The following is a 24,638-nucleotide window of genomic DNA, read 5'->3' as shown; positions in this document are numbered from 1 at the left end:
GCGCGTCGCAAGTTGTTTGACGTCCGGGAAGAGCGCCCCAATGTGGCCTTCGGTGCGTTGAACGCAACCAAGGCCACATTGGGGCGCTCGGGGACCGGGCCGCTGTCACTGAACTTCGGACGCGCGACACTAGTCGAGGTGGCCGAACTCCTCCCGAGGATAACAAAGCAGCACGCAAGGAGACGTTCCTCGCCGGCGGGCAAGAGGCTGACCCGGACCATTGCCGCTCCGCCGGGCACGTCGGCGGTGAACGGGGATCTGCCGGGAAACGGGCCATGGCACACGACGCTCGTCGTTCCGCGGTCCAGGGTGCCGCCGAGACACTGCGGAAGGTGGAGGACTGTCCCCTTCCGGCACCTGGTGCTCGGGCCGCCGGGCGATCGCCGAAACGGGAAGCATCACCGTTCCGGGTGATCGGCCAGGCGTAACGCCGTACCGGGTGCCGGCGACTCACGGGGGTCGGACCGGGGAGGAAGCATGGCGAAACGTCTGGTCATCTGCTGTGACGGGACCTGGAACACCCTCCGCCAGCCGGCTCCGACCAACGTGGGCCAGCTCCAGAAGGCCGTCGCGCCCGCCGACCCGGCCGGTGTGCCGCAGCGGGTGTACTACCGCGAAGGCGTCGGCACCGGGAAGCTGTGGGACCACCTCATCGGCGGCGCTTTCGGCATGGGACTCTCGGCGCACGTCCAGGACGCTTACCGCTTCGTCGCCGAAAACTACGAACCCGGCGACGAACTGTTCTTCTTCGGCTTCAGCCGCGGTGCCTACACCGCGCGCAGCACCGTGGGCTTCATCCGCAACTGCGGCGTCCTGCTTCCCGGCGAACTCGGCCGGCTCGACGAGGCCTACCGGCTCTACCGCGACCGCGATCGGGACACCTCGGGCCCGGACAGCCCGCGCGCCCGCGACTTCCGCGCGAAGTACGCCCGCGAAGACCGGACGCCCATCCGGTTCGTCGGCGTCTGGGACACCGTCGGCGCGCTGGGCATCCCCCTCAGCGGCGGCCGGCTGATCCACCTGCTGAACAAGCGCTGGCAGTTCCACGACATGGAGCTGACGTCGATCGTGCAGGCGGCGTTCCAGGCGCTGGCGGTCGACGAGCACCGCAAGTCCTTCAGCCCCGCCGTCTGGGCGCCGGCGAAGTCGGCGAAGGCGTCGAAAGCGGCCGACGGCCGGATTCGTGAACAGGTCTGGTTCGCCGGGGCCCATTCCGATGTCGGCGGCGGCTATCGGCCGTCGGCCCTGTCGGATCTGGCCCTGCGGTGGATGACCGACCGCGCGGAGCAATGCGGCCTCGCGTTCAAGGAAAACGCGTTCGGGTATCTGGCCAAGCCCGACGAACTGGGCGCGCTGCACAATTCGCTCAACGCGTTCTTCCGCTGGTTCGGCTCGGCCGACCGCGCCATCGGCGGGGTGGATCCGGCGACGGAGTTCGCGGGGTCGTGCGCGCTGCACCGCAGTGAGCAGATGCGGCCGCCGTACCGGCCCGGGAACCTGCTGGCCTACCTCGCGGATCCGGAGCACCGCGTCATGAAGATCTGACTGTCCGAACCGGACTGTGCACCGCACGCGGACGAGCCCCTGTCCGGGAGAGGTGGACAGGGGCTCGAACACGGTCAGCGAGTCAGTGGTTGACCTTGAACCACGGCTGCGACCAGCCGAGGTAGGTCTGGCCCCACTTGCTCTTGATCTGCGCGATCGTGGTCTCGGTGTAGCTGCCGTAGCCGTTGATGTCGTTCGACAGGAACTTGCCGCCGCCGATCGAGATCATCGTGTGCCCGGCACCGCTGCTCTTGAAGAAGGCGAGCCCGCCGGCCGGGACCTGGTAGTCACCCGGGTGCTTGAAGGAGCTCGGGATCTGGGTCCAGTGGACGTAGGCCGTCTCGGAGCCCGAAGCGGACCAGCCGTAGTTCTGGGCGTTGATCCGGTCGCACCAGCCCTCGTAGGCGTCGAGGTCGTTCGTGTGGATGCGGGTCTTCGCCTTGGCCACCGCTTCGGCGCAGGTGTTCGGGTCGCCGGTGCCCGAGGTCGAGCAGGCCAGCGTCGAGCCCGCGCAGTCCGGGGCGACCCGGCCGTCGGAGCCGGTGTAGACGTAGGCGTCGCTGACGTAGCCGTTGCCCACCTTGTCCCAGATGTCCGAGGTGCCGTACTTGCCGTCGACGGTGGATCCGTTGGTCTGGCAGCTGATGGTCACCGCGGTGCCGTCGGCGATGCTGCCGACCGAGCCCGCACTGGCGCTCGGGCTCGACCGCACGGTCAGCGGTGCGCCCGAATCGGTGTGCACGGTGCCCGCTGCGGCGAACGCCGGGCCCGCCCCGACGACCACGATCGCCGCGGCGATCCCGGCGACCCCCGCCATCCGCTTCACGATGCCCATGTTCATTCTTCCGTCCTCCAGTTTTCGGTGTGAGGACAGAATGAAGACCGCCGGTACAAGGCCCGTACAAATCGCGGACGCCGTTCTGGAGTTGCGGCAAACCGGACGAAATCCCGATTCAGGCCAGGTATTCCGCCGCGGCACGCAGGCTGACGTACGAACCGCTGAACGTGTCGATCCGCGGCCCGTGGCCGTCACCGCCGCCGGGTCCGGGCACGCCCGTTTCCACCCGGATGAAGTCCAGTCCGGACAGGGCGGTGAGCAGCGCGCGCACCCGCGGGTGCCGGTGCGCTTCCCGCGTCACCACGACGACGCTGCGGAACCCCGGCGCCGCCTCCAGCACCACGTCGGCGTCGTCGGGGGTCACGGTGAGCGCCCGGGTGCCCGGCACGAGCTCGGCCAGGTGCGCGCCGAGGCCCCACGGCATCGGCCCGGCCGCGATCGTCGGGTCGGTCTGGACGTCGACGACCAGCGGCGGGCCGGCCAGCCGGGGCTCGCCCTGCACCCGCAGCGCCTTGCGGGCCGCTTCGAGGCCCAGCCGCCGGTCGACCGGGCCCACCTGCGCCGGCGCCGGGTCGGTGCCCAGGCCCGCCGTCCGCGAAGCCGCCTCCGCCAGCCGCTCCAGTGGCAGCTCGCCCGCCGCGACCGCGGCCACGATCGCCGCGACGCAGGCGTCGAGGTGCTCGGCCTCGAACGCCGCGCCGCCGAGGCACAGCGCGTCCGCGCCCGCGGCCAGGGCCCGCACGGCCGAGCGGCCCAAGCCGTCGTGACGCCCGTACGCGCCGGACACCGCGCCCATCTCGAGGGCGTCGGTGATCACCGCGCCGGTGAAACCGAGCTCGCCGCGCAGGACGTCGGTGAGCGCGGTCCGGTTGAGCGTGGCCGGCTCGTCGCCCCAGGCGCGGACGACCAGGTGGCCCGACATCACCGAGCGGACGCCGGCCCGGATCGCCGCGGCGAACGGGACCAGCTCGATCGCGTGCAGTTCCTCGACCGTGCGCGGCAGCACCGGCAGCGCCACGTGCGAGTCCTCGGTCGCCGCGCCGTGGCCCGGGAAGTGCTTCGCGCACGCCGCGACGCCGTACTTCTGCAGGCCGGTCACGTACGCCGCGACGTGCGGCGACGCCTTCGCCGGGTCGGACCCGAACGCCCGGACGCCGATGATCGGGTCCTCGGCGGCCAGGGTCAGGTCCGCGCAGGGCGCCAGGTCGAGCGTGACCCCGCAGGCCGCGAGCCGTTCGCCGAGCGCGGCCGCGACGGCCGTGGTCAGCTCCGGGTCGTCGGCCGCGCCGAGGGCGAGCGGGCCCGGCACGAACGACCCGGTGTTCACGTCGAGGCGGGTGACGTCACCACCCTCTTCGTCGATCCCGACAACGACGCCGTCGCGCTCCCCGCGCAGCTGCGCGGTCAACGCGGCGACCTGCTCGTCGTCGACGACGTTGCGGCCGAACAGCACCACCCCGCCCAGGCCGCCGGCGATCCGGCGGCGCAGCCAGTCCGGCGCGGTCGTCCCGGCGAACCCGGGCAGGAGGACGGCTTCGGCGAGCTTCTCGGGCGAGGACAACGGCTACCCCTTCACCGCGCCGGCGGCCACGCCGGCGACGAGCTTGCGCTGCACGATCAGGAAGAACACCAGCGCCGGGACCGCGTAGATCACCGACGCGGCCATGACGCCGCCCCAGTCGGTCGCGAACGCCGTGCGGAACGAGGCCAGCCACACCGGCAGCGTCTCCCGTTCCTTGGTGTGGATGAACACCAAGGCGAACAGGTACTCGTTCCACGCCGTGATGAAGCTGAACACCGACGTCGTGACCAGCCCCGGCGCGAGCAGCGGCAGCGTCACCCGGCGGAACGCGCCGGTCTGGCTGCAGCCGTCGATCATCGCGGCCTCTTCCAGGTCGTACGGGATCCCGTTGACGAAGCCGTAGAGCATCCAGATGGTGAACGGCAGCGTGGTCGCGAAGTAGATCAGCAGCAGCGACGGCAACGTGTCGAGCAGCCCGGCGTCCCGCATCAGCAGGAACAGCGGGATGAACAGCGCCGACGTCGGAGCCAGCTGCGCCACCATCACCAGCAGCAGGAAGCCCTTGCGGCCGGTGAAGCGCAGCCGGGCCAGCGGGATCGCCGCCAGTGTCCCGGCGACCAGCGCGCAGAGCACCGCGCCGACCGCGACGATCAGGCTGTTGAGCAGGTACGTCGGGAAGTTGTCCCGGGCGAGCGCGGTGGCGAAGTTGCCGAACGAGAACGACGTCGGGATCAGATCGTACTTGGGCGAGAGGATCTGCCCCGGCGTCCGCAGCGACGTGACGAACATCCAGTACGTCGGGAAGAAGATCAGCAACGCCACGACGACGCCGACGACCGACAGCGCGATCCGCTGCGGCAGCGATTTCCTCACTTGAGCTCACCTTCCGGGGTACGGACGAGCAGCTGGATGTACCGGCCGGTGATGAGCGCGAGCAGGATCAGCATCAGCGTCGCGATCGCGCCCGCCGCGCCGAAGTGGTTGCCCGCGATGCCCTTGAGGTACAGGACGACGGCCAGTGTGGTGCTCTCGCCGTCCGGGCCGCCTTCGCGGATCGCCCAGATCTGGGCGAAGGCGTTGAAGTCCCACAGGACCGACAGGAACGTCACCATCGTGGTGATCGGGGCGATGGAGGGCCAGGTGACCGCGCGGAACGTCTGCCACGGTCCGGCGCCGTCCATCCCGGCGGCCTCGTACTGCTCCTGCGGGACGCCGATGAGCCCGGCGTAGAGCGAGAACGTCACGAACGGCACGGCCTGCCACACGATGAGCAGCCCGATCACGGTCAGCGTGCTCGCGCCACTGGAGAACCACGAAAACCCGATGAAGCCGGGGAACCCGAGCCGGTCCAGCGTCTTGTTCAGGATGCCGTACTGCTCGTCGAAGATCCACTGGAACACCGTGGTCGTGGCGATCACCGGGGTCGCCCACGCCAGCACCAGCGTCACCTGGACCATGATCCGCACGACCGGGCCGAGGTGGCGCATCAGGATCGCCAGCAGCAGGCCGCCGAGGATGGTGGCGGCCACGATGGCGGCGGTGAAGACCAGGGTCCGGACGGTGATCGTCCAGAACTCGGAGTCGGCCAGGGTCTTCGTGTAGTTGTCGAGCCCGATCCAGACGGTCTTGCCGGAGATGAGCTGCCCGACGTCGAGCTTGCGGAAGCTGATCGCCAGCACCTGGACCAGCGGCCACGCGAGGAGGACGAGGATCGCGGCGACGCCGGGGAGCAGGAGCAAGTACGGGAGCACCCGGTCGCCGAACCGGCCCCGCCTGCGCCTCTTGACCCGCGTGTCGCGCGGCGATGCCGGCGGGGTCGCCCCCGCCGGCATCGTCACATCGGCGGTCGCTGTCATCCGCCGATGAGCTTGTTCAGCGCTGCGTTGGCGTCGGCGGTCGCCTGGTCGAGCGTCTTCTTGCCGGTCAGGTACGCGGTCAGCATGTCCTTGACCGGGTTCTGGCCGGACTCCACGTCACCCCACTTCGGGCTGGCCGGCACGGCCTTGCCGTTGGCCGAAGCCTTGGCCATCACGCTGCCCAGCGGGTCCTTGTCCAGACCGGTGAGGTCGGTCGACGCGCCGGGCACGACGCCGGCCGCGGCGAACTGGCTCTGGTACTTCGAGCTGGAGATCAGCTTGATGTACTCCTTGGCCGCGGCCACGTTCTTGCTGTTGGCCGGGATGGCCAGGTTGGAGCCACCGAGGAAGACCGGGGCGCTCTGGCCGGCGGTCTTGCTCGGGATGGCGAAGGCGCTGGTCTTGCCGGTCAGGCTCGCGTCGGTCTTGGCCGCGGTGGCCAGCTCCCACGGGAGGCCGATCATCATGGCCACCTTGCCGGCGCCGTAGACGGTCGCCTGCTGCGGCTTGGCCTCGTCGGCGTCCTTCGGAGCCTTGGTGCCGGAGGTGTCGACGAGCTTCTTGTAGAAGTCCAGGCCGGCCTTGGCCTCGGGGGTGTCGAGGGTCGCCTTGTAGTTCTTGCCGTCGGCCTTGGCGATGTCACCGCCGTTGTCCCAGATGAAGGACAGCAGCGCGTACCAGTTCTGGCCGGGCATGTAGAGCGCCTGGAAGTCGGGGTCGGAGCCGAACTTGGCCTTCAGCTTGCCGATCGCGTCGATCCACTCGTCGTTCGACGCCGGCGGCTTGGCGATGCCCGCCTGCTCGAACATGTCCTTGCGGTAGATGACCTCACGGTTGGCCGCGTAGAACGGGACGCCGTAGGTCTTGCCGTCGTAGCTGCCGGAGTCGGCGAGACCCTTGAGCCACTGCGAGCCGTTGAAGCTGTCCTTGTCGGCGGTCAGGTCGGTCAGCACGCCGTCCTGCGCGGCGAACGCGGCGGTCTGCGTGTTGCCGATCTCGATGACGTCCGGCGGCGCGCCGCTGGCCAGCGCGGTGGTCAGCTTCTGCTGGATGCCGTCCCACTGCTGGACTTCGTACTTGACCTTGACCCCGGGGTGCGCGGCCTCGAACTCCTTGTGGAGCGCGTCGGTCAGGGTGGCCGGCGCGGAGCCGGTCATCAGCCAGACCGTGACGGTCCCGCTCAGCGGTGCATTGCCGCTCGACGAGGCCGCGGTGTCCGAGCCGCTGGAGCCCGCGCAGCCTGCGGTCGCGAGCGTGAGTGCGGCGGCGCCCGCCGCCAGCTTGAGCCAGCGTTTCACTCGATGCCGTCCTTTCCATGCCCGGCCAACCGCGGCCGAGCGCCCCAAATGGTGTAGACCAATGTTGGGGTTAGAGTGGTACGTACCACAGGCCCTGTCAAGGCGGTTGCCGGAACGTTGTAAACGCCTGCGGCGAGTAGCCGGGCGATTACCCACGCTCGGAGAGGCGCGCCAGAAGTCGTCCGAATAGGGTGGCGTCCCGGACCTTTTTCACCGCTGGGCACCGGAAATCCGCGCGTCCGCGGTGGCGGGCCACGACGAAAACCGCCCCGGGAAAGACTTCCCGGGGCGGTGAAGGCGATCAGGCCGGCGTTTTCACCGGCGGGGCCGCGTGTCGCCGCGCGCGGTGGGCGGCCATCCGCACCGGCGCGTTGGCCACGCCGAACCCGCGGTACCCGCCGATCCGCTGCACCACCTCGAAGAACACCCGCGCCCCGGCGAGCGCGGTGTAGAAGTGCAGGAACTCGCCTTCCGCGTCCCGGTCGTAGAGCACCGCATGCTCCCGCAGCGCGGCGAGTCGTTCCAGCGGCAGGTCCAGCCGGGCTTCGAGGTCGTCGTAGTAGTTGCCGGGGATGTCCAGCAGCGGCGCACCGGCCGCCCGCATCGCCGCGGCCGCAGCGAGCGCGTCCGCGCAGGCGAACGCCACGTGCTGCGGTTCGGGGACCGCCGGCGCCCATTCGCCGCGGCGGACCACGGCCGCCTCCAGCGTCAGCCGGACCTCCCCCGCCGCCACCGAGCGGCTGCGCACGAGCCCGAACGGCGCCGCGAACTCGGCCACCGGGGACGGCGTCAACCCGAACACCGAGCGGTAGAACAGCGCCGCCTCCTCGAAGTGGTCGAACGGCTGCGTGAGGGCCACGTGATCGATTCCGAGGATTCCCGCGCCGGCCGCCGTTTCGCAGGTGGGCGCGAAGTCGTCCCGCCAGTCGTCGCCGCAGAGGAACACCTGGGTGCCGTCCGGCGCCGCGACCGACGCCAGGTCGGCCTCGCGCGGGCCGCGCACACGCGGCAGGACCGGCGCGAGCAGGGCTTCGGCACGGGCGGCGGAGCGGGCCGGATCGGCGCTCACCAGCGCGACCGCCCCCACGGCGCCGTGGGCCGCGCCGCCTTCGTTGACCACCACCCGGGCCTCGCCCTGCTCCCACAGCTCGACCGGCTTGGTCCGGTGGACGCCGGTGCGCGCGAACCCGAGCGAAGCCAGCACCCTGCCCGCCCCCGCATCGGTCACGACCTCGGCGAACGCGTGGCCGGTCAGCGCCGGCGCGGCCGGCAGCTCGAGCACGCCCAGGGATTCCTTGAGCGCCAGCAGCGACCGCAGCGCGTCGACCGCGGCCGGGCGCGGGTCGGCCTGGCGGAACACGTCGTTGAAGACTTCCAGCGACAGCGGCCCGCGGTAGCCCGCGGCGAGCACGTGCCCGGTGAACGCGGTCAGGTCGAAGTCGCCCTGGCCGGGGAAGAGCCGGTGGTGGCGGCTCCACGGCAGCACGTCCATCGGCAGCGTGGGCGCGTCGGCGAGCTGCAGGAAGAAGATCTTTTCGCCGGGGATCGCGCGGATCGGCGCCGGGTCGTGCCCCTTCGAAAGGATGTGGAAGCTGTCCAGGCAGACGCCGAGCGCGGGGTGCGCGGCACGGCGGACGATGCGCCAGGCGTGCTCGTACCCGCTGACGTGCCGGCCCCAGGCCAGGGCTTCGTAGGCGATCCGCATTCCCCGCGCCGCGGCCAGCTCGGCCAGCGCGTGCAGCTGTTCGGCCGCCAGTTCGTCGTCGTCGATCGCCTCCGGCGACACCGAGGAGCAGACCAGGACCGTGCCGGTTCCGAGTTCGGCCATGACGTCGAACTTGTGCGCCGCGCGGCGCAGGTTGGCCGCGTGCCGCTCCGGCGGGACGGCTTCGAAGTCGCGGAACGGCTGGTAGAGGTCGATGGACAGGCCGAGGTCGGCGCAGCGGCGGCGGATCTCCGCCGGGCTCGACGGGGAGACCACCAGGTCGTTCTCGAACAGCTCGACGCCGTCGAACCCAGCCGCGGCGGCCGCGGCCAGCTTGTCCTCCAGCGTGCCGGACAGGCAGACGGTGGCGATGGCGGTGCGCGGTTCAGGCGACACGGGCGGCCTCCCCTTCCAGGGCGTCGAAGTGACGCAGCATCCGCGCCGGGTCGGGCTCGGCGCCGGTGAACAGCCGGAACGATTCGGCGGCCTGGAACACGACCATGCCCCCGCCGTGCAGCACCCGGCAGCCGCGGGCGCGGGCAGCGGCCAGCAGCGCGGTCTCCAGGGGGCGGTAGACGATGTCGGCGACCCACAGCCGCGGGTGCAGCAGCTCGGCCGGCACCGGCGAGCCCGGGTGGGCGGCCATCCCGGTCGGGGTGGCGTGCACCAGGCCGTCGGCGTGGTGGATCGCGGTCAGGTCCCCGGTCGCCGCCCGACCCGGGCCGAACTTCCGCTCGAGCCCTTCGACGAGGCGGGCGCCGCGATCGCCGTCGACGTCGTGGACGGTGAGGCGGCCGGTGCCCAGCGAGAGGAGCGCGTGGGCGACTGCCGCCCCCGCTCCCCCGGCGCCGAGCAGGACGACGTCGTCCAGCCGCACGTCCGGCAGGCCGCGGGTGAGGCTGCGGGCGAACCCGGTCGCGTCGGTGTTGTGGCCGATCGCGCGGCCCCGGTCGAAGACGACGGTGTTGACCGCGCCGAGCGCGGCGGCTTCGGGCGAGAGCTCGTCGAGGTGCGCCACGACCGCCTGCTTGGCGGGGTGGGTGACGTTCAGGCCGTCGAACCCGGCGAGCCGGGCCGCCGCGAGCACCTCGGGGACCGGGCGGCGCAGCACGTCGAGGTCCAGCAGGCGGTAGACGTAACGCAGGCCCAGCTCGTCGGCCTCGCGTTCGTGCAGGGCCGGGCTGGCGGACGGCCCGATGCCCGTGCCGACGAGCCCGATCAGGTAGCTGGTCACGCGTCACCCTCCGGCCGTTAATGTACGAACTAGTACGTTCACGGTAGCGCGGCGTCCGCCCCGGCGGAAGGGCTGGACTAGAGTGGGTGTTCACCTGCAGCGGAGGGAGCCCGGTGGCCGCACCATCGTCGGAGGCCGAGCGCCAGCGCGACAAGGAACGGACGCGCGCCGACATCCTCGCGGTGGCCACCCGGGAGTTCGCGGACAAGGGCTACACCGGCGCCCGGGTCGACGAGATCGCCGCCCGCACCAGCACCACCAAGCGGATGATCTACTACTACTTCGGTGGCAAGGAACAGCTCTACCTCGCCGTGCTGGAGCACGCGTACACCGCGATCCGGAAGCTGGAAGCGCAGCTGGACGTCGAGCACCTGGCCCCCGAGGACGCCCTTCGGCAGCTGGCCGCGCTGACCTTCGACCACCACGAGGCGAACCCGGACTTCATCCGGCTGGTCAGCATCGAGAACATCCACCGCGCCGAACACCTGTCGCGGTCGGAGATCCTCGCCGGGCTGGCCGACCCGGCACTCGGCAGCATCACCCGGATCCTCGACCGGGGCCGGAAGGCCGGCTTGTTCCGCGAGGACGTCGACGCACTCGACGTCCACATGCTCATCAGCTCCTTCTGCGTGTTCCGCCTGGCCAACCGCCACACGTTCAAGGCGATCTTCGGCCGCGACATGCTGGAGCCGGCTCGACGGGAGCACTACCGCGCGATGCTGGGCACCCTGCTGATCGAATACCTGACCGCACGCTGAGCGCTCCGCTCCGCCCGGCAAAAGGATCTCTTGACACCCGGGGTCCGGTCTCGCACTCTCTATTAACTAACTAGACCGTACATTGCTTCCCCTCCGCAGCAACGAAGCACGGACGTCAGGAGCACCTCCCGTGACCGGATCGATGCCCCGCAAGGCGGCGCTGGCCGCCTGGATCGGCAGCGCGCTCGAGTACTACGACTTCTTCATCTACGGCACCGCCGCCGCGCTCGTGTTCGGCAAGGTGTTCTTCCCCGCCTCCTCCCCCGCCACCGGCACCCTGCTGGCGCTGGCGACCTTCGGCGTCGGCTACCTCGCACGGCCGGTCGGCGCGTTCATCCTCGGCCACGTCGGCGACCGGTTCGGCCGCAAGCGCGTGCTCGTCTTCACCCTGCTGCTCATGGGATTCGCGACGTTCTGCGTCGGCTGCCTGCCGACGTACGCGAGCGTCGGCGTCCTCGCTCCGGTCCTGCTGGTCGTGCTCCGCCTCCTGCAAGGGCTTTCCGCGGCCGGCGAGCAGGCGGGCGCGAACTCGATGTCGCTGGAACACGCCCCGGAGCACCGGCGCGCCTACTTCACCAGCTTCACGTTGAGCGGCACGCAAGCCGGGCAGATCCTGGCCACCGCGATCTTCCTGCCGGTCGCCGCGCTGCCGGCGCAGGACCTGCTGACCTGGGGCTGGCGGCTGCCGTTCTGGGGCAGCGCGCTCGTAGTGGTGGTCGGCTTCGTGATCCGGCGCAAGCTCGACGAGACGCCGGTGTTCGAACGCACCGACGTCGCGAAGCTGCCGGTCGCGGTGCTGTTCCGCCACCACTGGGCGGACGTCCTGCGGGTGGTGGTCGCGGCGACGATCGCTTCGGTGAGCACGATCTTCACCGTCTACGCGCTGAGCTACGCGGTCAACACGATCGGCCTGTCCCGCACCCCGATGCTCTGGGTCGGCGTGCTCGCGAACGTCGTCGCGCTGGCGGCGATCCCGCTGCTGGCCGGGCTCGCCGACCGCATCGGCCGCAAACCGGTGTTCATCACCGGCTGCCTGGCATGCGGCGTGCTGATCTTCCCGTACCTGTGGTCGATCTCGATCGGCTCGTACGCCTTGCTGTTCGGGCTCGGCATCGCGTTGTTCGGCGTGGCGTACTCCGGCGTCAACGGGGTCTGGCCGGCCCTGTACGGCGAGATGTTCAGCGCCCGGGTCCGCCTGTCCGGCATGGCGATCGGCACCCAGATCGGCTTCGCGGTAGCGGGCTTCGCCCCCAGCGTCGTGGCGGCGATCGGTTCGGGCAAGGGAGACTGGCTGGGCGTCGCGATCTTCACGGCGGCGGTGTGCGTACTGGCGGCTTTGGCCGCGGCGACGGCCCGGGAGACCCACCGGGTACCGACCGCCCAACTCGGCGGCGCGGTGCCCGCGAAACCGTCCACTGTGGTCGCGTCCGCTGTGGACGGTTAGCACGGGACGGCGGCGGCGAGGGCCCGCACCGCCGTCCACCGCCCGGCGCCGGCGGTCGCGAGGCCGCCGGCGTCCCGGAGCAGGTCGCTCCAGCAACGCGAACTGCCGCGCATCGAAGCCCCGGCGTCGGTCACCCACGTCCCCCCGCGCGTCCTGGCGGCTCCAGGCATGCCGCAACGACACCTGGTCCGACGGCAGCCGCAGGTCCGCGTCGGGCCCCCGCCCCACCAGCCGCGAGCCCAGGCGCACCGCCAGGCGCGCGCCGGACGCCGGCCGTCTCGATCCTCGCCCCGCCCATCGGCACCCTCCCGCCGCACGGCCGCCCGATGGGCAGAGCCGTGCGGCGGCCCTGGAGAGCTCCGGTCAGACCTTCGGCACCGAGGTGTCCGTGGCTTTCACCCGCTCCAGCAACAACTGGGCGACATCGCGCACGTCCACGTTCTCCGCCTTCTGCTCGCTCTGGCGCTGGACCAGCCCATCGGTGAGCATCACCCGGCAGAACGGGCAGCCCGTCACGATCGTCTCCGCGTCCGTGGCGATCGCCTCGTCGACCCGCTCCAGGTTGATGCGCTTGCCGATCTGCTCCTCCATCCACATGCGAGCGCCGCCCGCGCCGCAGCACAGGGCACGGTCCGCGTGGCGCGGCATTTCCGCCAGCGATGCGCCCGTCGCGCCGACCAGTTCGCGCGGTGGTGTGTAGACCTTGTTGTGGCGGCCCAGGTAGCAGGGGTCGTGGTAGGTGACCTTCGGGCCGTCCTCGACCGGCTTCACCGGGGTCAGCTGGCCGCCGCGGACCAGGCGGTTGAGCAACTGCGTGTGGTGGACCACCTCGTAGTGGCCGTCCAGGTCCGGGTATTCGCGGCCGAGGGTGTTCAGGCAGTGCGGGCAGGTCGTCACGATCTTGCGCAGCCGCGGCTCGCGCCCCTCGAACACGGCGTTCAGCGTCTCGGCCGTCTGCTGCGCCATCATCTGGAAGAGGAACTCGTTGCCCGCGCGGCGCGCCGGGTCGCCGGTGCAGGACTCCTCCTTGCCCAGCACCACGTACTTCACCCCGGCGATGTGCAGGAGCTCGGCCGTCGCGCGGACGGTCTTGCGTGCCTGGTCGTCGAACGCGCCGGCGCAGCCGACCCAGTAGACGTACTCGACGTCCTCGGCCAGCTCGCCGTCGAACACCGGGACGTCGAAGCCCAGGTCCTTGGTCCAGGCGAGGCGTTCGGAGTTGTTCTGGCCCCACGGGTTGCCCTTGGTCTCCAGGTTCTTGAACAGCCCGCCCAGCTCGGTCGGGAACGCCGACTCGATCATCACCTGGTAGCGGCGCATGTCGACGATGTGGTCGACGTGCTCGATGTCCACCGGGCACTGCTCGACGCACGCGCCGCAGGTGGTGCACGACCAGAGCACGTCCGGATCGATGACGCCGCCGTCGGCCTCCGGCCCGACCAGCGGGCGCGCCTCCTCGTGCTCGGTGCCGGCGAGGATGTAGGGCGCCTCCTCGAACAGGTTGTCGCGCAGGTTCATGATGACGAGCTTGGGCGACAACGGCTTCCCGGTGTTCCACGCCGGGCACTGCGACTGGCAGCGGCCGCACTCGGTGCACGTGGCGAAGTCCAGCATGCCCTTCCACGTGAAGTCGCCGATCTTGCCGCGGCCGAACGTGTCGTCCTCGCCCGGGTCCTCGAAGTCGATCGGCTTGCCCGCGGACTCCATCGGCAGCAGCGGGCCGAGCGCGTCCGGCAGCCGCTTCGCCGAGACGTTGATCGGCGCCACGAAGATGTGCAGGTGCTTGGAGTAGAGCACGATCGACAGGAACACCAGCATGACGCCGATGTGCAGGAGCAGGCCGACCGTCTCCAGCACCTCGGTCGTCGAGTGCCCGAGCGGCTCCAGGAGGTTCCCGACGCCGAGCGAGACGTACGCGCCGGAGTCGTACGGGAAGTTGCCCGACGCCGAAGAGGCGCCGCGGAAGAAGAACATCGTCCAGACGACGTTGAAGATCATGGCGAGGATCAGCCACGCGCCGCCGGTGTGCGAGCCGTAGAACCGCGACGCCCGGTCCTTGCGCTCGGGGGCGTTCCGGATCCGGATGATCGCGAACACACCGAGCGAGACGGCCACGGCGACGGCGATGAAGTCCTGCAGGAAGCCCAGCACCGCCCAGTGCCCGATCCACGGGATGGCGAACTTCTCGTCGAACAACGCGCCGTACGCCTCGAGGTACACCGAAGCGAGGATCACGAAGCCCCAGAACGTGAAGAAGTGCGCGAGGCCGGGCACCGACCACTTCAGCAGCTTGCGCTGACCGAACACCTCGCGCACCTGCGCGAAGACGCGGGCACCGAGGTCGTCCGACCGTTTGGCGTCGGGCTGGCCCGCCTTGATCAGCCGGTACAGGAAGGCCACGCGCTTGCCGGCGACGGCGAGGCCGACGACGGTCATGAGCAGGCCGAGGATGAGACGAACGAGCACGAGTCCTCCGCGTCGTGATGGAAGGACCGGCTCAGTGCGAGCCGGTGTAGTACCGGCACGCCTTGCACGCGTACCGCATCTTCGCGATCCGCCAGTGCTTCCGGTACAGATCGAGGTCGGGCGAGCGCCGGACACCGAGGCGCTGGTAGCGCCCGGGCCGCCGGCCGGTTTCGTACTGCTCGGTCGCCCGGCCGAGGTGGGCGCGCCGCAGCACGCACCCCCGCGTCCCGCAGCGGCCGAGCGCGGTGCGGCAGAACCGGTGCAGCAGCACGAGATCGCCGGTCACTTCTTCGACCACGCCGTAGCCGGGGTGGTCGCCCGGCCCGGCGAGCCGCACCGGCAGCCCGCAATACGCGCATTTGAGCGTGCAGGGAAGGCAGCCGGTGAGGTGCCGCATCCGCAGTTCGCGCCGGTCTTCGGAACCGGGTCCCCGAACGCGCGACGCCATCAGGCCTCCTGGAACCACTGTGATCGGCACCACTGTCTGCTACTGGAGGGTAATGAGGAGATCACTTCGCGCGACAGGACCGAATGGACCAGTTTCTCTGCATCATTCGGCGCAATTTGTTCAGCAAGGATGCCTTACTGTCCGTTCAGCGGACGCTTAACACCGCGAATCGTACGTTCGGGCCTGCTGGACATCCCGTGTCGTCCGCCACAATCCCGGCATGACCTACCACCCGGTCCCCTACCGGCCCGCCCGGCTGCCCGATGACGAAGCCCTCTCCCGGGCCGCCGCACTCCGGCAGCGGATGGAAGCCCGGCGCTCGGTGCGGATGTTCTCCCCCGACCCGGTACCCGAACGCGCGGTGCTCGACGCGATCGCGGTCGCCTCGACCGCGCCCAGCGGGGCGCACCAGCAGCCGTGGACGTTCGTCCTCGTCGCGGATCCGGCGGTGCGCCGCCGGATCCGGGAAGCCGCCGAGGCCGAGGAACGGATTTCCTACGACGGCCGCCTCGGCGACGAATGGCTCGCCGCGCTCCGGCCGCTCGGGACCGACGCGGAGAAGCCGCACCTGACGGACGCGCCGGTCCTGATCGTCGTGTTCCAGCAACGGTTCGCCCTGGACGGCGACGGCGAGGTCCGCAAGCACTACTACGTCGACGAGTCGGTCGGCATCGCGGTCGGCATGCTGCTCACGGCGTTGCAGGTGGCGGGCCTCGCGGCGCTGACCCACACACCGTCGCCGATGCGGTTCCTCGGGGAGCTGCTGGGCCGCCCCCGCAACGAATCGGCGTTCGCGGTGATCCCGGTCGGCTACCCCGCCGACGACTGCGTCGTGCCGGACCTGCGGCGCAAGCCCCTCGACGAGGTGCTCGTGCGCATCTGAGTCAGCAGCCGGGCAAGCCGTCCGGCGGCTCCGGGAACGCCGGGCCCGACAGCAGGTCCGCGCCCCGGTCCCGCCACCACTCGGCTTCGGCCGGGTTCGCGATCCCGGCGACCGACACCGACGCCCCGGCGGCGTGCGCCGCGTCGATCAGCGCCGACAGCGGCGCGGCCACCAGCGGGTGCGTCCGCTTGGCGGCCAGGTTCGCCGCGATCCGGACCGCGCGCGCCGGGAACTCCGTCAGGCACGAGACGTCACCGAGGCCGTGGATCTCCGCCCGGACCCCGATTTCGCCCAGCACCTTGAAGTTGTCCGCCGCGTCCCCGGTCTCCGCGGTCAGGGCCGCGGCCGGGAAGCCGGGGCGCACGCGGTCCGGGGCCAGGCCGGTGCCGGCCAGGATGCTGCGGATTTCGCCGACCAGCTCGGGATCCGCCGCCTGCTGCGCCGTCAGCTCGACGACCAGCGGCACGCCGATCCCGGACGCCGCCAGCCGCTCGGCCGCCGTGCGCAGGAGCCAGGTGCCCAGCGGCAGCGCCAGCCCGGTCTCCGCCGCCAGCCGCACGCACTTCTCGTGCGGCAGCACGCCCTCGGCCGGGTGGTTCCAGCGCAACCGCGCCTCGACGCCCTCGGCCGCACCGCTCGTCGCGGACACCAGCACGCGGTAGCGGGCTTCGACCTCGCCGTTCTCCCACGCGCCCGCCATCGACGCGGCCAGCCCGAAGCCGTGCCGGTCGCGCCGGTCCAGCTCGCGGTCGAACAGGCCCCACTGGTTGCCCGTCCGCTGGGCGCGCCGCAGCGTCAGGTCCGACGCCTCAAGCAGCTCCGCGGGCGTGCTGTCGCGTGGCGGGCGGTGGACGACGCCGATGGCGGCCGACACCGCGACCCCGTGCTGCCCGTCGACGTACTCCGCCTCGGCGAGCTCGTGGGTGATCCGGCGGACGAGCGTCACCACGCCCGGCGTGTCCGCCGTGTTCTGCACCAGCACGCCGAATTCGTCGCCGCCGAGGCGGGCCACGAGCGCCTTCTCCGCTTCGAACACCGTCTTCAGCTTGGCCGCGACCCCGCGCAGCACCCGGTCGCCGAGCTCCCGGCCGAGACCGGCGTTGATCTGCGAGAAGCCGTCGAGGTCGAGGTGGAACAGCGTGACCCCGCGCGCCGGATCCGCGTCACGCAGCAAGGTCTCCAGGCGGGTGCCGAAGAACTGCCGGTTCGGCAGCCCGGTGAGGACGTCGTGCAGGGCCTGGTGGCTCAGCCGCCGCTGCAGCAGCGACACCTCGGTGTCGTCGTCGACGATCGTGAGCAGCTGCCGGGGCGCGCCGAGGGCGTCCCGGATCACCGACGCGGCGAACGTCGCCCACATCGGTTCGCCGTCCGTGCCGACCAGGCGGCGGCCGGCGCGCAGCCGGTGCAGCCGGCCGGCCACCAGCTCGCGGTAGCTCTCCCGCAGCTGTTCGACGTCCTCGGGGTGAACCAGGTCGAACAGCGTCATCGCGGCGATCTCCGCCGGTGTGCGGTTGAGCGTCTTGGCCAGCGCCGCGTTGGCCCGCAGCACCCGGCCGTCGAGTTCGGTCAGCGCGACGCCGCTGGCCGAGCCGGCGAACACCTCCTCGAACTGCGCGCGGGTGATGACGTGCTTCTGGCGCGTCTCCTGCTCGACCTTCAGCAGCGCGCGGCTCAGGCCCTCCTGCCGCTTCTGGATGTCCTCGCGCAGCATCTCGCCGTAGCCGGAGCTGAAGGCGCCGAGCACGACCACGACCCGCTCGGCCAGCCTGTCGGCCTCGCGCAGTTCCGGTTCGCGCAGCAGCGCCTTGCCCAGCACCTCCAGGCTGCGGCGCAGGCTGTCGGCGCCGACGCACCGCAGCTCGACGAGCCGCCCGCCCGCGCTCGCGGCCGCCTCGAGGTCCGGCGGATCGCTCGCCACCGCTTCGAACAGCCGCCCGGCCAGACCGGCCAGCTCGCGCTCGATCTCCTCGGGCGTGTGCGGCAGGTAGGCGGTCGTGCTGATCAGGTAGCCCCACTTGCGCGCGAGCGTGCCGAGCCGTCTCGCCGCGCGATCGGCGGACGGCTTCTTCCGCGGGACGTCGCCGCGGGGATGGGGAGCAGTCACCTCAGGCTGTCCAAGGGTTCAGTGCCCATCACTGTTCGGGGCAATCGATATATCTTGGCCCGGAATTGTGCGCTGCGCACGGGTTCAGTTTCGTCCGATCGAGTGATAACCCTGCGGAGTGATCCCCAGGCGGTCCCGCAGCCAGGAGCGGGTCGCGCCGCGGTAATCGCCGGCGTTTTCGTGCAGGGCCACGGAATGCCCGGCGCCGGGCAGCACGTACGTCGACAACTTCGACGGGTCGGCGTAATAGGGTGCTTCCTGGGCCCGCAGCACCGCCGCGTCGGAACAGTCACGCAACGCCAGCACTCCGCAGAAAAGGACGTCCTTTTCACCGACCACCTGGAAAACCGGTACGGAGATTCCCCACGTCGCGGGCACCACGATGCCGAACAACGCGACCGTGCCCATCCCGGGGACCGAAACCTGGTCCTTCGTCGCCTCGTCGGCGGCGACCACGGCGGGGTCGGCGTCGCCCGCGGCGTAGAACAGCCCGGCCCGCGCACCCGGCTTCGTCGTGAAGTACAGCGGGTCGCTGCCCAGGGTGCCCAGCCGGCCGTCGAGCAACGCGGGCTGCAGGCCGAGCGCCGCGCCGAGGGCGAGCACGGGCAGCGCGGGCAGGTGCGTGATGCCGGTGAGGACGACGCCGTCGACGTCGTGGTAGGTCGACGCCTCCACGGCGACGACCCCCGACCCGACCGAGTGCCCGACGATGACCACCTTCGCGAACGGGACGCCGCCGGCGCGGCCGGCCCGCAGGTGGCCGACCACCTCATGCATCGACTCGGCCGCGGCCCAGACCGACAGCGGCAGGCTCAGCGGCCGGCTGCTGCGCCCGGCGCCGAGCTGGTCGGCGGCGAAGGTCGCGTAGCCGTGCGCGGCCATGTCCCGCTGGTAGGAGTAGCGCGCCGGCTCGTAGGGCAGGTCCCAGTACGCGCTGTTGTACGTCCCGCCGTGCACGAGCAGCTGGACGGTGTCCGGGGCCGCCCCGGCGGGCAGGCACAGCCGGCCGTGCACGACCGCGGGCGCTCCCGGCACCAGGGGTGGCAGGCCGGGGCCGGTGACCGGCAGATCCGTGTCGCCGCAGGAGATCGCGGCGGCCTCCGCGGGCACCGCCGCGGTCAGCGAGGCGAACAGGACACCGCAGGCGAACAACGCCGACGTCAGCTTGAGCGGCCGTCTCAAACCCAACCTGCCTTCCGTTCAGGACCCCGGAACACTACACCCGGTAGTGGAATCGGCACCGTCAGGTCCGGCGGGGCACCACGGTCATCGGCAGCCGGTTCGGCTGCATCGTGGCCTTGATCTGCGCGTACACCTTCTTGCCCGGCACCGGGACCAGGCGCCAACGCGCGCCGATGGTCGTGGCCACGATGCCGATCTCCGTCGGCGCGAAGACGTGCCCCGGGCACAGCCTGGCGCCCGCCCCGAACGGGATGTAGGCCCCCTTCGGCAGTTCCGCGGTGCGGCCGGGCTCCCAGCGGTCCGGGTCGAACCGGTCCGGGTCCGGGAACCAGCGCGGGTCGCGGTGCAGGGTGTGCTGGCTGACGGCGACCTCGCTGCCCGCCGGGATCGCCACCCCGCCGAGTTCGACGTCCTCCCGCGCGCGGCGCATGAGGATCAGCGGCGGGGTGCGGCGGACGATTTCGTTGACGATCCGGTGCGTGTAACCGAGATCGGGCAGGTCCTCGAAGCGCGCGGGCCGGCCGTCGAGGACTTCGTCGACCTCGGCGTGGAAACGGCGCTCGACGTCCGGGTGCTGCCCGAGCTCGTGGAAGAACCAGGCCAGCGCGACGGCGGTGGTCTCGGCGCCGGTGGTCAGGATGGTGATGACCTCGTCGTGCACCTGGCGGTCCGACATGCCCTCGCCGGTCTCCTCGTCGCGGGCCAGCAGCAGCATCGAGAGCAGGTCGCCGTGGTCGGCGCCGTCCGCACGGGCCGCGACGACGGTCTCGCCGATCACCGCGCGCAGGCGCGCGGCCGCGGCGTCGAACCGCCGGTTCGGCGGGATCGGCAGCTTCTCGACGAACTTCGGGGAGAACGCCCGGATCAGCACGTACTTCAGCATGACCGGGATCGAGTGCCGGATCTCCGCGAGCGCTTCGTCGCCGAGGGCGGTGGAGAAGAGCGTCTGCCCGGCGATGGTCAGCACCAGGTCCTGCATCCGCCGGTCGAACTCGACGACTTCGCCGGGCCGCCACGAATCCACCAGCTCGCTGGCCAGCTTCGTCATGGTGTGTTCGGCGTAGCCGGCGATCCGCGTGCGGCCGAAGGCGGGCATCACCAGCCGGCGCTGGCGGCGGTTGAGCTCGCCGTTCGAGGTGGCCAGGCCGTCGCCGAAGAGCGGGCGCATCTTGTCGAAGACCAGGCCCTTGTCGAACTTGTCGGCGTCGGTGGCCAGCACCTGCCAGGCCAGCTCCGGGGTGGTGACCACGTGCACCGGCAGCGGGCCGAGCCGGATCCGGACGACATCTCCGTGCGCGGGCAGGGAAGTGAAGAACTCGAGCGGGTCGCGCAGCAGGGGCACCGTGTGCCCGAGCAGGGGCACCCGGCCGGGCACGGGACGCGGGTTCGGCATGGCCTCGTCTCCTCGTGACCGGGCCACCTTAGCCGCGCCCCGGGCGCCCGGAGCACGAGTCCACACGAACGGATGAGGGACTAAGCTCCGTCCCCGCAGCGTCCGCGAGGGTGGGAGGTCCCGTGACCGGAGAACTGAGCTGGGTACCGCCGGAGATCGACACCACGGTGCCGAACCCGGCCCGGGTGTACGACTTCTGGCTCGACGGGGACCACAACTTCGCCGCCGACCGGGCGCTCGGCGAGCAGATCCTGAAGATCATGCCGGGCGTCCGCGACGCCGCCCGGCTCAACCGCGCCTTCCTGCGCCGCGCCGCGCGGTACATGGTCGACGCCGGGGTCCGGCAGTTCCTCGACATCGGTTCCGGCATCCCGACCGTCGGGAACCTGCACGAAATCGTCCAGCAGGCCGACCCGGCGTGCCGGGTGGTGTACGTCGACCGCGAGCCGGTCGCCGTCGCCCACAGCGAACTGCTGCTGCAGGGCAACGACAACTGCGCGGTGCTGCAGGCCGACCTGCGCGACGTCAACGACATCTTCGACGCCGAGCCGGCCCGCCGGCTGCTCGATCCCGGGCAGCCGACGGGCGTGTTCATGTTGCTGCTGCTGCACTTCGTGCCCGATTCCTGGGATCCGGCCGCCATCCTGGCCCGCTACCGCGAACGGCTCGCGCCGGGGAGCTTCCTCGCCGTCACGCACGTCGCGGCGGACTCCGGATCGGCGGGCCTCGACGAAGCGATCGAGGTCTACACGAGCCGGCAGAACCAGCAGAACCAGCCGTTCCCGCGCACGCACGACCAGGTGCTCCGGTTCTTCGAGGGCTTCGACCTCGTCGAACCGGGCCTGGTCGGCTGCGCGATGTGGAACCCGGAGGGGGTCGGCGACATGTCCGACGACCCTTCGGTCAACTCCTTGCCCTATGCGGGAGTGGGCCGGAAGCCCTAGCTCACCGCAGCGAGAACGTCGACACGTTCACCGGGCCGTCGAAGGTGAGGTAGACGTCGTGCCGTCCGCTCGCTTTCGCCAGCGCCGCGGTCACCGTCGTGTACGCGTACCGGTCACCGGTCGACGACACCGGAACCGTGCCCAGCACGCGGCCCGTCGGTGAATCGAGGCGAACCGTGACGTGCGCCGACGCCGGTGCGGAAACCGAGGCCGAGAACCGCGACGGGCCGTTCAACGCCACATTGCGGTACGCCACCCAGCTGCCCGCCACGCCGGCGACCGAGGTGCCCGAGACCTTCGACGTGTCCGTCAACGTCGTGCCGGAGTAGTCGTCGAAGTTCTGGGCCTGGGTCGGCCGGCTCAGGTCGCGCGGCAGTGCCTGCTCCCCCGGCACGTAGACCGGCTGCGGTGCCGAGAGTTCGGAGGCGTTGCGGCCCACGGAAAACTCGTACACCCCCGCCGCCACCACGGACCGGTCGCGGGAGACGTCCCAGGACGCCAGGTCCGACACCGGCACCTCGAACCGCACCGTGCGGGTCTCCTTCGGCGCCAGGGTCAGCTTCGAGAAGTCCCGCAACCGTTGCACACCGGAATTCTTCGAGTAGAGCTGGACGACGTCGGATCCGCTGCGGGCGCCGGTGTTCGTCACGTCGACGCTCACCCGGACCTTCCCACCGGACTGGGCCGTGCGGACGTTGCCGTAGCGGAAGCTGGTGTAGCTCAGCCCGTAGCCGAACGGGAACAGCGGCTTCCCGCGGTAGTACTGGTAGGTCATCCCGGTCTTGGCGATGTCGTAGTCGAGGATGCTCGGCAGCCCCGCGTCGGAGGCGTACCAGGTCTGGGTGAGCCGCCCGCTCGGGTCCTTGTCGCCGAAGAGCACGTCGGCGACCGCGTGCCCGGTTTCCTGCCCGGCGTGGCTGGTCCACAGGATGCCGGGCACCGGCAGGGTGTCCCAGCCGGTGGTCGGGTAGCTGTTCTCCACCACGACGACGGTGTGCGGATTCGCCTTCTGCACCGCCTCGATCAGCGCGCGCTGCCCCGGGGCGAGCTCGGTGCTCGTGCGGTCGTTCGCCTCGCGGCCGTTGATGAACGGCATGCTGCCGACCACGACGACGGCGGTGTCCGCGTCCTTGGCCGCGGCGACCGCGCTGCCGACCCCGCTGGTCAGCACGTCACGCCCGAACTTCGTCGCGTGCGCGGCGTCCGGGGCGGAGATCGTCAGGACGCCGTCCGCGCCGACGACGGCGAACTTGTTCGGGCCGAACCACGGCTCGTTCACCTCGTTGCCGGCGTACTCGAGCACGTAGCTGCCGTCCGGCTGCGCGTCCAGCTTCAGCTGCTGCTGCACGAACCAGCCGGCCGGCTGGTCGACGTCGTTCACCAGCGCGCCGCCGGAGTAGCTGAGGAACTTGCCGTTCGCGGCCGCGCGCAGCGTGTTCTTGCCCGCGCCCCAGTCGTAGACGTCGAAGGATTCCGCGGTGCCCGCGATGGTCCCGCCCGCGGTCACCTTCCCGGTGGTGGCCGGCGCGGTGAGGTACTTGCCGGTGGCGAGGTCCTTCAGCGCGATCCGGTCGACGCCTTCGGACGAGGCGACCGTGCCGGCCGAGCCGAGCCGTTCCTTGATGCCCTGCACCGGCGTGACCTTGTACTGCATCGCGCCGCTGTACCAGTCTTCGTACAGGGTGTCCGAGAGCGGGCCGACGACCGCGATCTTCTTGTTCTGCGCGGCGTTCAGCGGGAGCGCGTTGCCGTTGTTTCGCAGCAGCACCATCTGCTCGTCGGCGGTCTTGCGCGCCAGGGCCTGGTGCTCGGGCGAGCCGATGACGGCCGGGGTGATCTTCGCGTACGGGTTGCGTCCCGGCGGATCGAACTCGCCGAGCCGGAACCGCAGCGAAAGCAGGTGACGGTCGGCGTTTTCGACGTCGGCCATGCTCAGCAGGCCCTTGCTCAGCGCCTCCTTGACCGCGGCGGCGGTGATCGAACCGTCGGTGTCGTTGTCGGTGATGCTGTCGAGCCCCGCCTTGATCGCCGCCGCGTCCCCTTCGGCCTTGGTGGCGTAGTACTTCTCGGAGTTGACCAGGTTGGACGGCGCGCCGGCGTCGCTGACGACGGCGATGTCCTGCGGCGCCCACTTCCGCAGCTTGCCGTCGAGGTCCGGGCTCACGTGGTTGGGCCGGCCGTTGACCAGGTTGTACGACGGCATGACGGCGTTGGCCGCGCCCGCCTGCAAGGGGATCTTGAACGCCTGCTCGTCGTAGTCGTGCAGGATCTTCGGCGGCACCGAGGAGTTGCTGGTGTCGCGGTTGACCTCGTTGTTGTAGGCGAGGAAGTGCTTCAGCGTCGGGGCGGCCTGCAGGTACCGGGGGTCGTCACCCTGGATGCCGCGGCCGTAGGCGGTCGCGAACTCGCCGGTGAGGTGCGGGTCCTCGGAGTAGCCCTCCTCGTTGCGGCCCCACCGCGGGTCACGCAGCAGGTTCACCACCGGAGCCCACAGGTTGAGGCCCCACAGCGTCGGGTTGCGGGCGTTGAAGCCGCGCGCCTCCTGCCCGACGGCCGCGCCCACCTGCTTCACCAGCGCCGGGTCCCAGGTGCTGGCCAGGCCGATGGCCTGCGGGAACACCGTGCCGTCGGCCTTGACGACGGCGCCCTTGTTGTCGTAGTCGGTCGACCAGGCGACGCCGTGCAGGGCTTCGGTGCCGGTCTTGAAGACCCCGATGCCGAGCCGCGGGATGGCCGGTTCGTACTGGTGCAGCAGCGAGATCTTCTCGTCCGCCGTGAGGCGGGACAGCAGATCGTCGATCCGGGTCGCCAGTGGCAGCGACGGGTCGCGGAACGGGGGCGGGGCCGCCGCAAGCGCCGGCGAAGGTGCCAGCAGCAGGGTCGCGGCCACCGCCGGGACGAGAGCACGGCGGAAGAGGGAGTGGCGCACGGACAGCCTCCGGAATCGTCGAATCGTTTCGACGGCGCGGCACGAAGATTCGCGTCGAAGGGAGTGGGAGCGTGCCGACTATTACAGCC

Annotated in this window: 19 protein-coding genes; 5 read left to right on the top strand and 14 right to left on the bottom strand. The window is 71.0% G+C overall.

Annotated features, from left to right (window positions below; translation table 11 throughout):
• Nucleotides 1–477 precede the first annotated feature (477 nt).
• The gene (locus AB0M30_RS06040) at nucleotides 478–1,545 is read left to right on the top strand and encodes a DUF2235 domain-containing protein (RefSeq protein ID WP_364580477.1); all 1,068 of its coding nucleotides are present in this window, start codon (nucleotides 478–480) and stop codon (nucleotides 1,543–1,545) included.
• Nucleotides 1,546–1,627: 82 nt separating this feature from the next.
• On the opposite strand, the gene AB0M30_RS06035 is transcribed toward AB0M30_RS06040, so the two are convergent.
• The 7 genes from AB0M30_RS06035 to AB0M30_RS06005 form a co-directional block, all read right to left on the bottom strand.
• Nucleotides 1,628–2,386: a hypothetical protein gene (locus AB0M30_RS06035; protein ID WP_364580474.1), complete on the bottom strand. Its 759-nt coding sequence runs from the start codon at nucleotides 2,384–2,386 to the stop codon at nucleotides 1,628–1,630.
• A 112-nt stretch (nucleotides 2,387–2,498) separates the two neighbouring features.
• Complete coding sequence (locus AB0M30_RS06030) at nucleotides 2,499–3,944, bottom strand: glycoside hydrolase family 3 N-terminal domain-containing protein (protein ID WP_364580472.1); 1,446 nt, start codon at nucleotides 3,942–3,944, stop codon at nucleotides 2,499–2,501.
• A gap of 3 nt (nucleotides 3,945–3,947) precedes the next feature.
• Complete coding sequence (locus AB0M30_RS06025) at nucleotides 3,948–4,778, bottom strand: carbohydrate ABC transporter permease (RefSeq protein ID WP_364580469.1); 831 nt, start codon at nucleotides 4,776–4,778, stop codon at nucleotides 3,948–3,950.
• Nucleotides 4,775–5,761, bottom strand: a complete 987-nt coding sequence (locus tag AB0M30_RS06020; protein ID WP_364580467.1) for a sugar ABC transporter permease — start codon at nucleotides 5,759–5,761, stop codon at nucleotides 4,775–4,777. Before AB0M30_RS06020 ends, AB0M30_RS06025 begins: the two co-directional genes overlap by 4 nt.
• Nucleotides 5,758–7,059: a sugar ABC transporter substrate-binding protein gene (locus tag AB0M30_RS06015; protein WP_364580464.1), complete on the bottom strand. Its 1,302-nt coding sequence runs from the start codon at nucleotides 7,057–7,059 to the stop codon at nucleotides 5,758–5,760. Before AB0M30_RS06015 ends, AB0M30_RS06020 begins: the two co-directional genes overlap by 4 nt.
• Nucleotides 7,060–7,360: 301 nt before the next feature.
• A complete protein-coding gene (locus tag AB0M30_RS06010) occupies nucleotides 7,361–9,160 on the bottom strand; it encodes a TIM barrel protein (RefSeq protein ID WP_364580462.1) in 1,800 nt (599 codons plus the stop codon).
• Entirely contained in the window at nucleotides 9,150–9,998 is an 849-nt protein-coding gene (locus AB0M30_RS06005) for a shikimate dehydrogenase (protein ID WP_364580459.1), read from the bottom strand. Before AB0M30_RS06005 ends, AB0M30_RS06010 begins: the two co-directional genes overlap by 11 nt.
• A 113-nt stretch (nucleotides 9,999–10,111) precedes the next feature.
• On the opposite strand from AB0M30_RS06005, the gene AB0M30_RS06000 reads away from it, so the two are divergent.
• Together AB0M30_RS06000 and AB0M30_RS05995 are read left to right on the top strand one after the other, a co-directional pair.
• A complete protein-coding gene (locus tag AB0M30_RS06000) occupies nucleotides 10,112–10,756 on the top strand; it encodes a TetR/AcrR family transcriptional regulator (RefSeq protein ID WP_364580456.1) in 645 nt (214 codons plus the stop codon).
• 130 nt (nucleotides 10,757–10,886) lie between these two features.
• A complete protein-coding gene (locus AB0M30_RS05995) occupies nucleotides 10,887–12,200 on the top strand; it encodes an MFS transporter (RefSeq protein WP_364580453.1) in 1,314 nt (437 codons plus the stop codon).
• Here the strand turns inward: AB0M30_RS05995 and AB0M30_RS05990 are convergent.
• The 3 genes from AB0M30_RS05990 to AB0M30_RS05980 form a co-directional block, all read right to left on the bottom strand.
• A complete protein-coding gene (locus AB0M30_RS05990) occupies nucleotides 12,197–12,334 on the bottom strand; it encodes a hypothetical protein (RefSeq protein ID WP_364580450.1) in 138 nt (45 codons plus the stop codon). The genes AB0M30_RS05995 and AB0M30_RS05990 overlap by 4 nt on opposite strands.
• A 229-nt stretch (nucleotides 12,335–12,563) precedes the next feature.
• The gene (locus AB0M30_RS05985) at nucleotides 12,564–14,666 is read right to left on the bottom strand and encodes a (Fe-S)-binding protein (RefSeq protein WP_364580449.1); all 2,103 of its coding nucleotides are present in this window, start codon (nucleotides 14,664–14,666) and stop codon (nucleotides 12,564–12,566) included.
• A gap of 31 nt (nucleotides 14,667–14,697) precedes the next feature.
• Nucleotides 14,698–15,114 (bottom strand): hypothetical protein, encoded by a 417-nt coding sequence (locus tag AB0M30_RS05980; protein ID WP_103339050.1) that lies wholly within the window; start codon nucleotides 15,112–15,114, stop codon nucleotides 14,698–14,700.
• A 220-nt stretch (nucleotides 15,115–15,334) separates the two neighbouring features.
• On the opposite strand from AB0M30_RS05980, the gene AB0M30_RS05975 reads away from it, so the two are divergent.
• Entirely contained in the window at nucleotides 15,335–15,997 is a 663-nt protein-coding gene (locus AB0M30_RS05975; protein WP_364580446.1) for a nitroreductase family protein, read from the top strand.
• A gap of 1 nt (nucleotide 15,998) precedes the next feature.
• Here AB0M30_RS05975 and AB0M30_RS05970 read toward each other — a convergent pair whose 3' ends face one another.
• From AB0M30_RS05970 to AB0M30_RS05960, 3 genes are all read right to left on the bottom strand, one after another.
• Entirely contained in the window at nucleotides 15,999–18,101 is a 2,103-nt protein-coding gene (locus tag AB0M30_RS05970) for a diguanylate cyclase (RefSeq protein WP_364580443.1), read from the bottom strand.
• Between the two features lie 84 nt (nucleotides 18,102–18,185).
• Entirely contained in the window at nucleotides 18,186–19,283 is a 1,098-nt protein-coding gene (locus AB0M30_RS05965; protein ID WP_364580440.1) for an alpha/beta fold hydrolase, read from the bottom strand.
• Nucleotides 19,284–19,344: 61 nt separating this feature from the next.
• Complete coding sequence (locus AB0M30_RS05960; protein WP_364580438.1) at nucleotides 19,345–20,676, bottom strand: cytochrome P450; 1,332 nt, start codon at nucleotides 20,674–20,676, stop codon at nucleotides 19,345–19,347.
• A 122-nt stretch (nucleotides 20,677–20,798) separates the two neighbouring features.
• Here AB0M30_RS05960 and AB0M30_RS05955 point away from each other — a divergent pair, with 122 nt between their 5' ends.
• The gene (locus tag AB0M30_RS05955) at nucleotides 20,799–21,620 is read left to right on the top strand and encodes an SAM-dependent methyltransferase (RefSeq protein WP_364580435.1); all 822 of its coding nucleotides are present in this window, start codon (nucleotides 20,799–20,801) and stop codon (nucleotides 21,618–21,620) included.
• A gap of 1 nt (nucleotide 21,621) precedes the next feature.
• On the opposite strand, the gene AB0M30_RS05950 is transcribed toward AB0M30_RS05955, so the two are convergent.
• On the bottom strand, nucleotides 21,622–24,549 hold the full coding sequence (locus tag AB0M30_RS05950; protein ID WP_364580432.1) for a glycoside hydrolase family 3 C-terminal domain-containing protein: 2,928 nt from the start codon (nucleotides 24,547–24,549) through the stop codon (nucleotides 21,622–21,624).
• Nucleotides 24,550–24,638 lie beyond the last annotated feature (89 nt).

The sequence above is a fragment of the Amycolatopsis sp. NPDC051716 genome (genome assembly GCF_040681595.1).
Classification (GTDB): Bacteria; Actinomycetota; Actinomycetes; order Mycobacteriales; family Pseudonocardiaceae; genus Amycolatopsis.
This window is presented reverse-complemented; position numbering and strand designations above follow the sequence as displayed.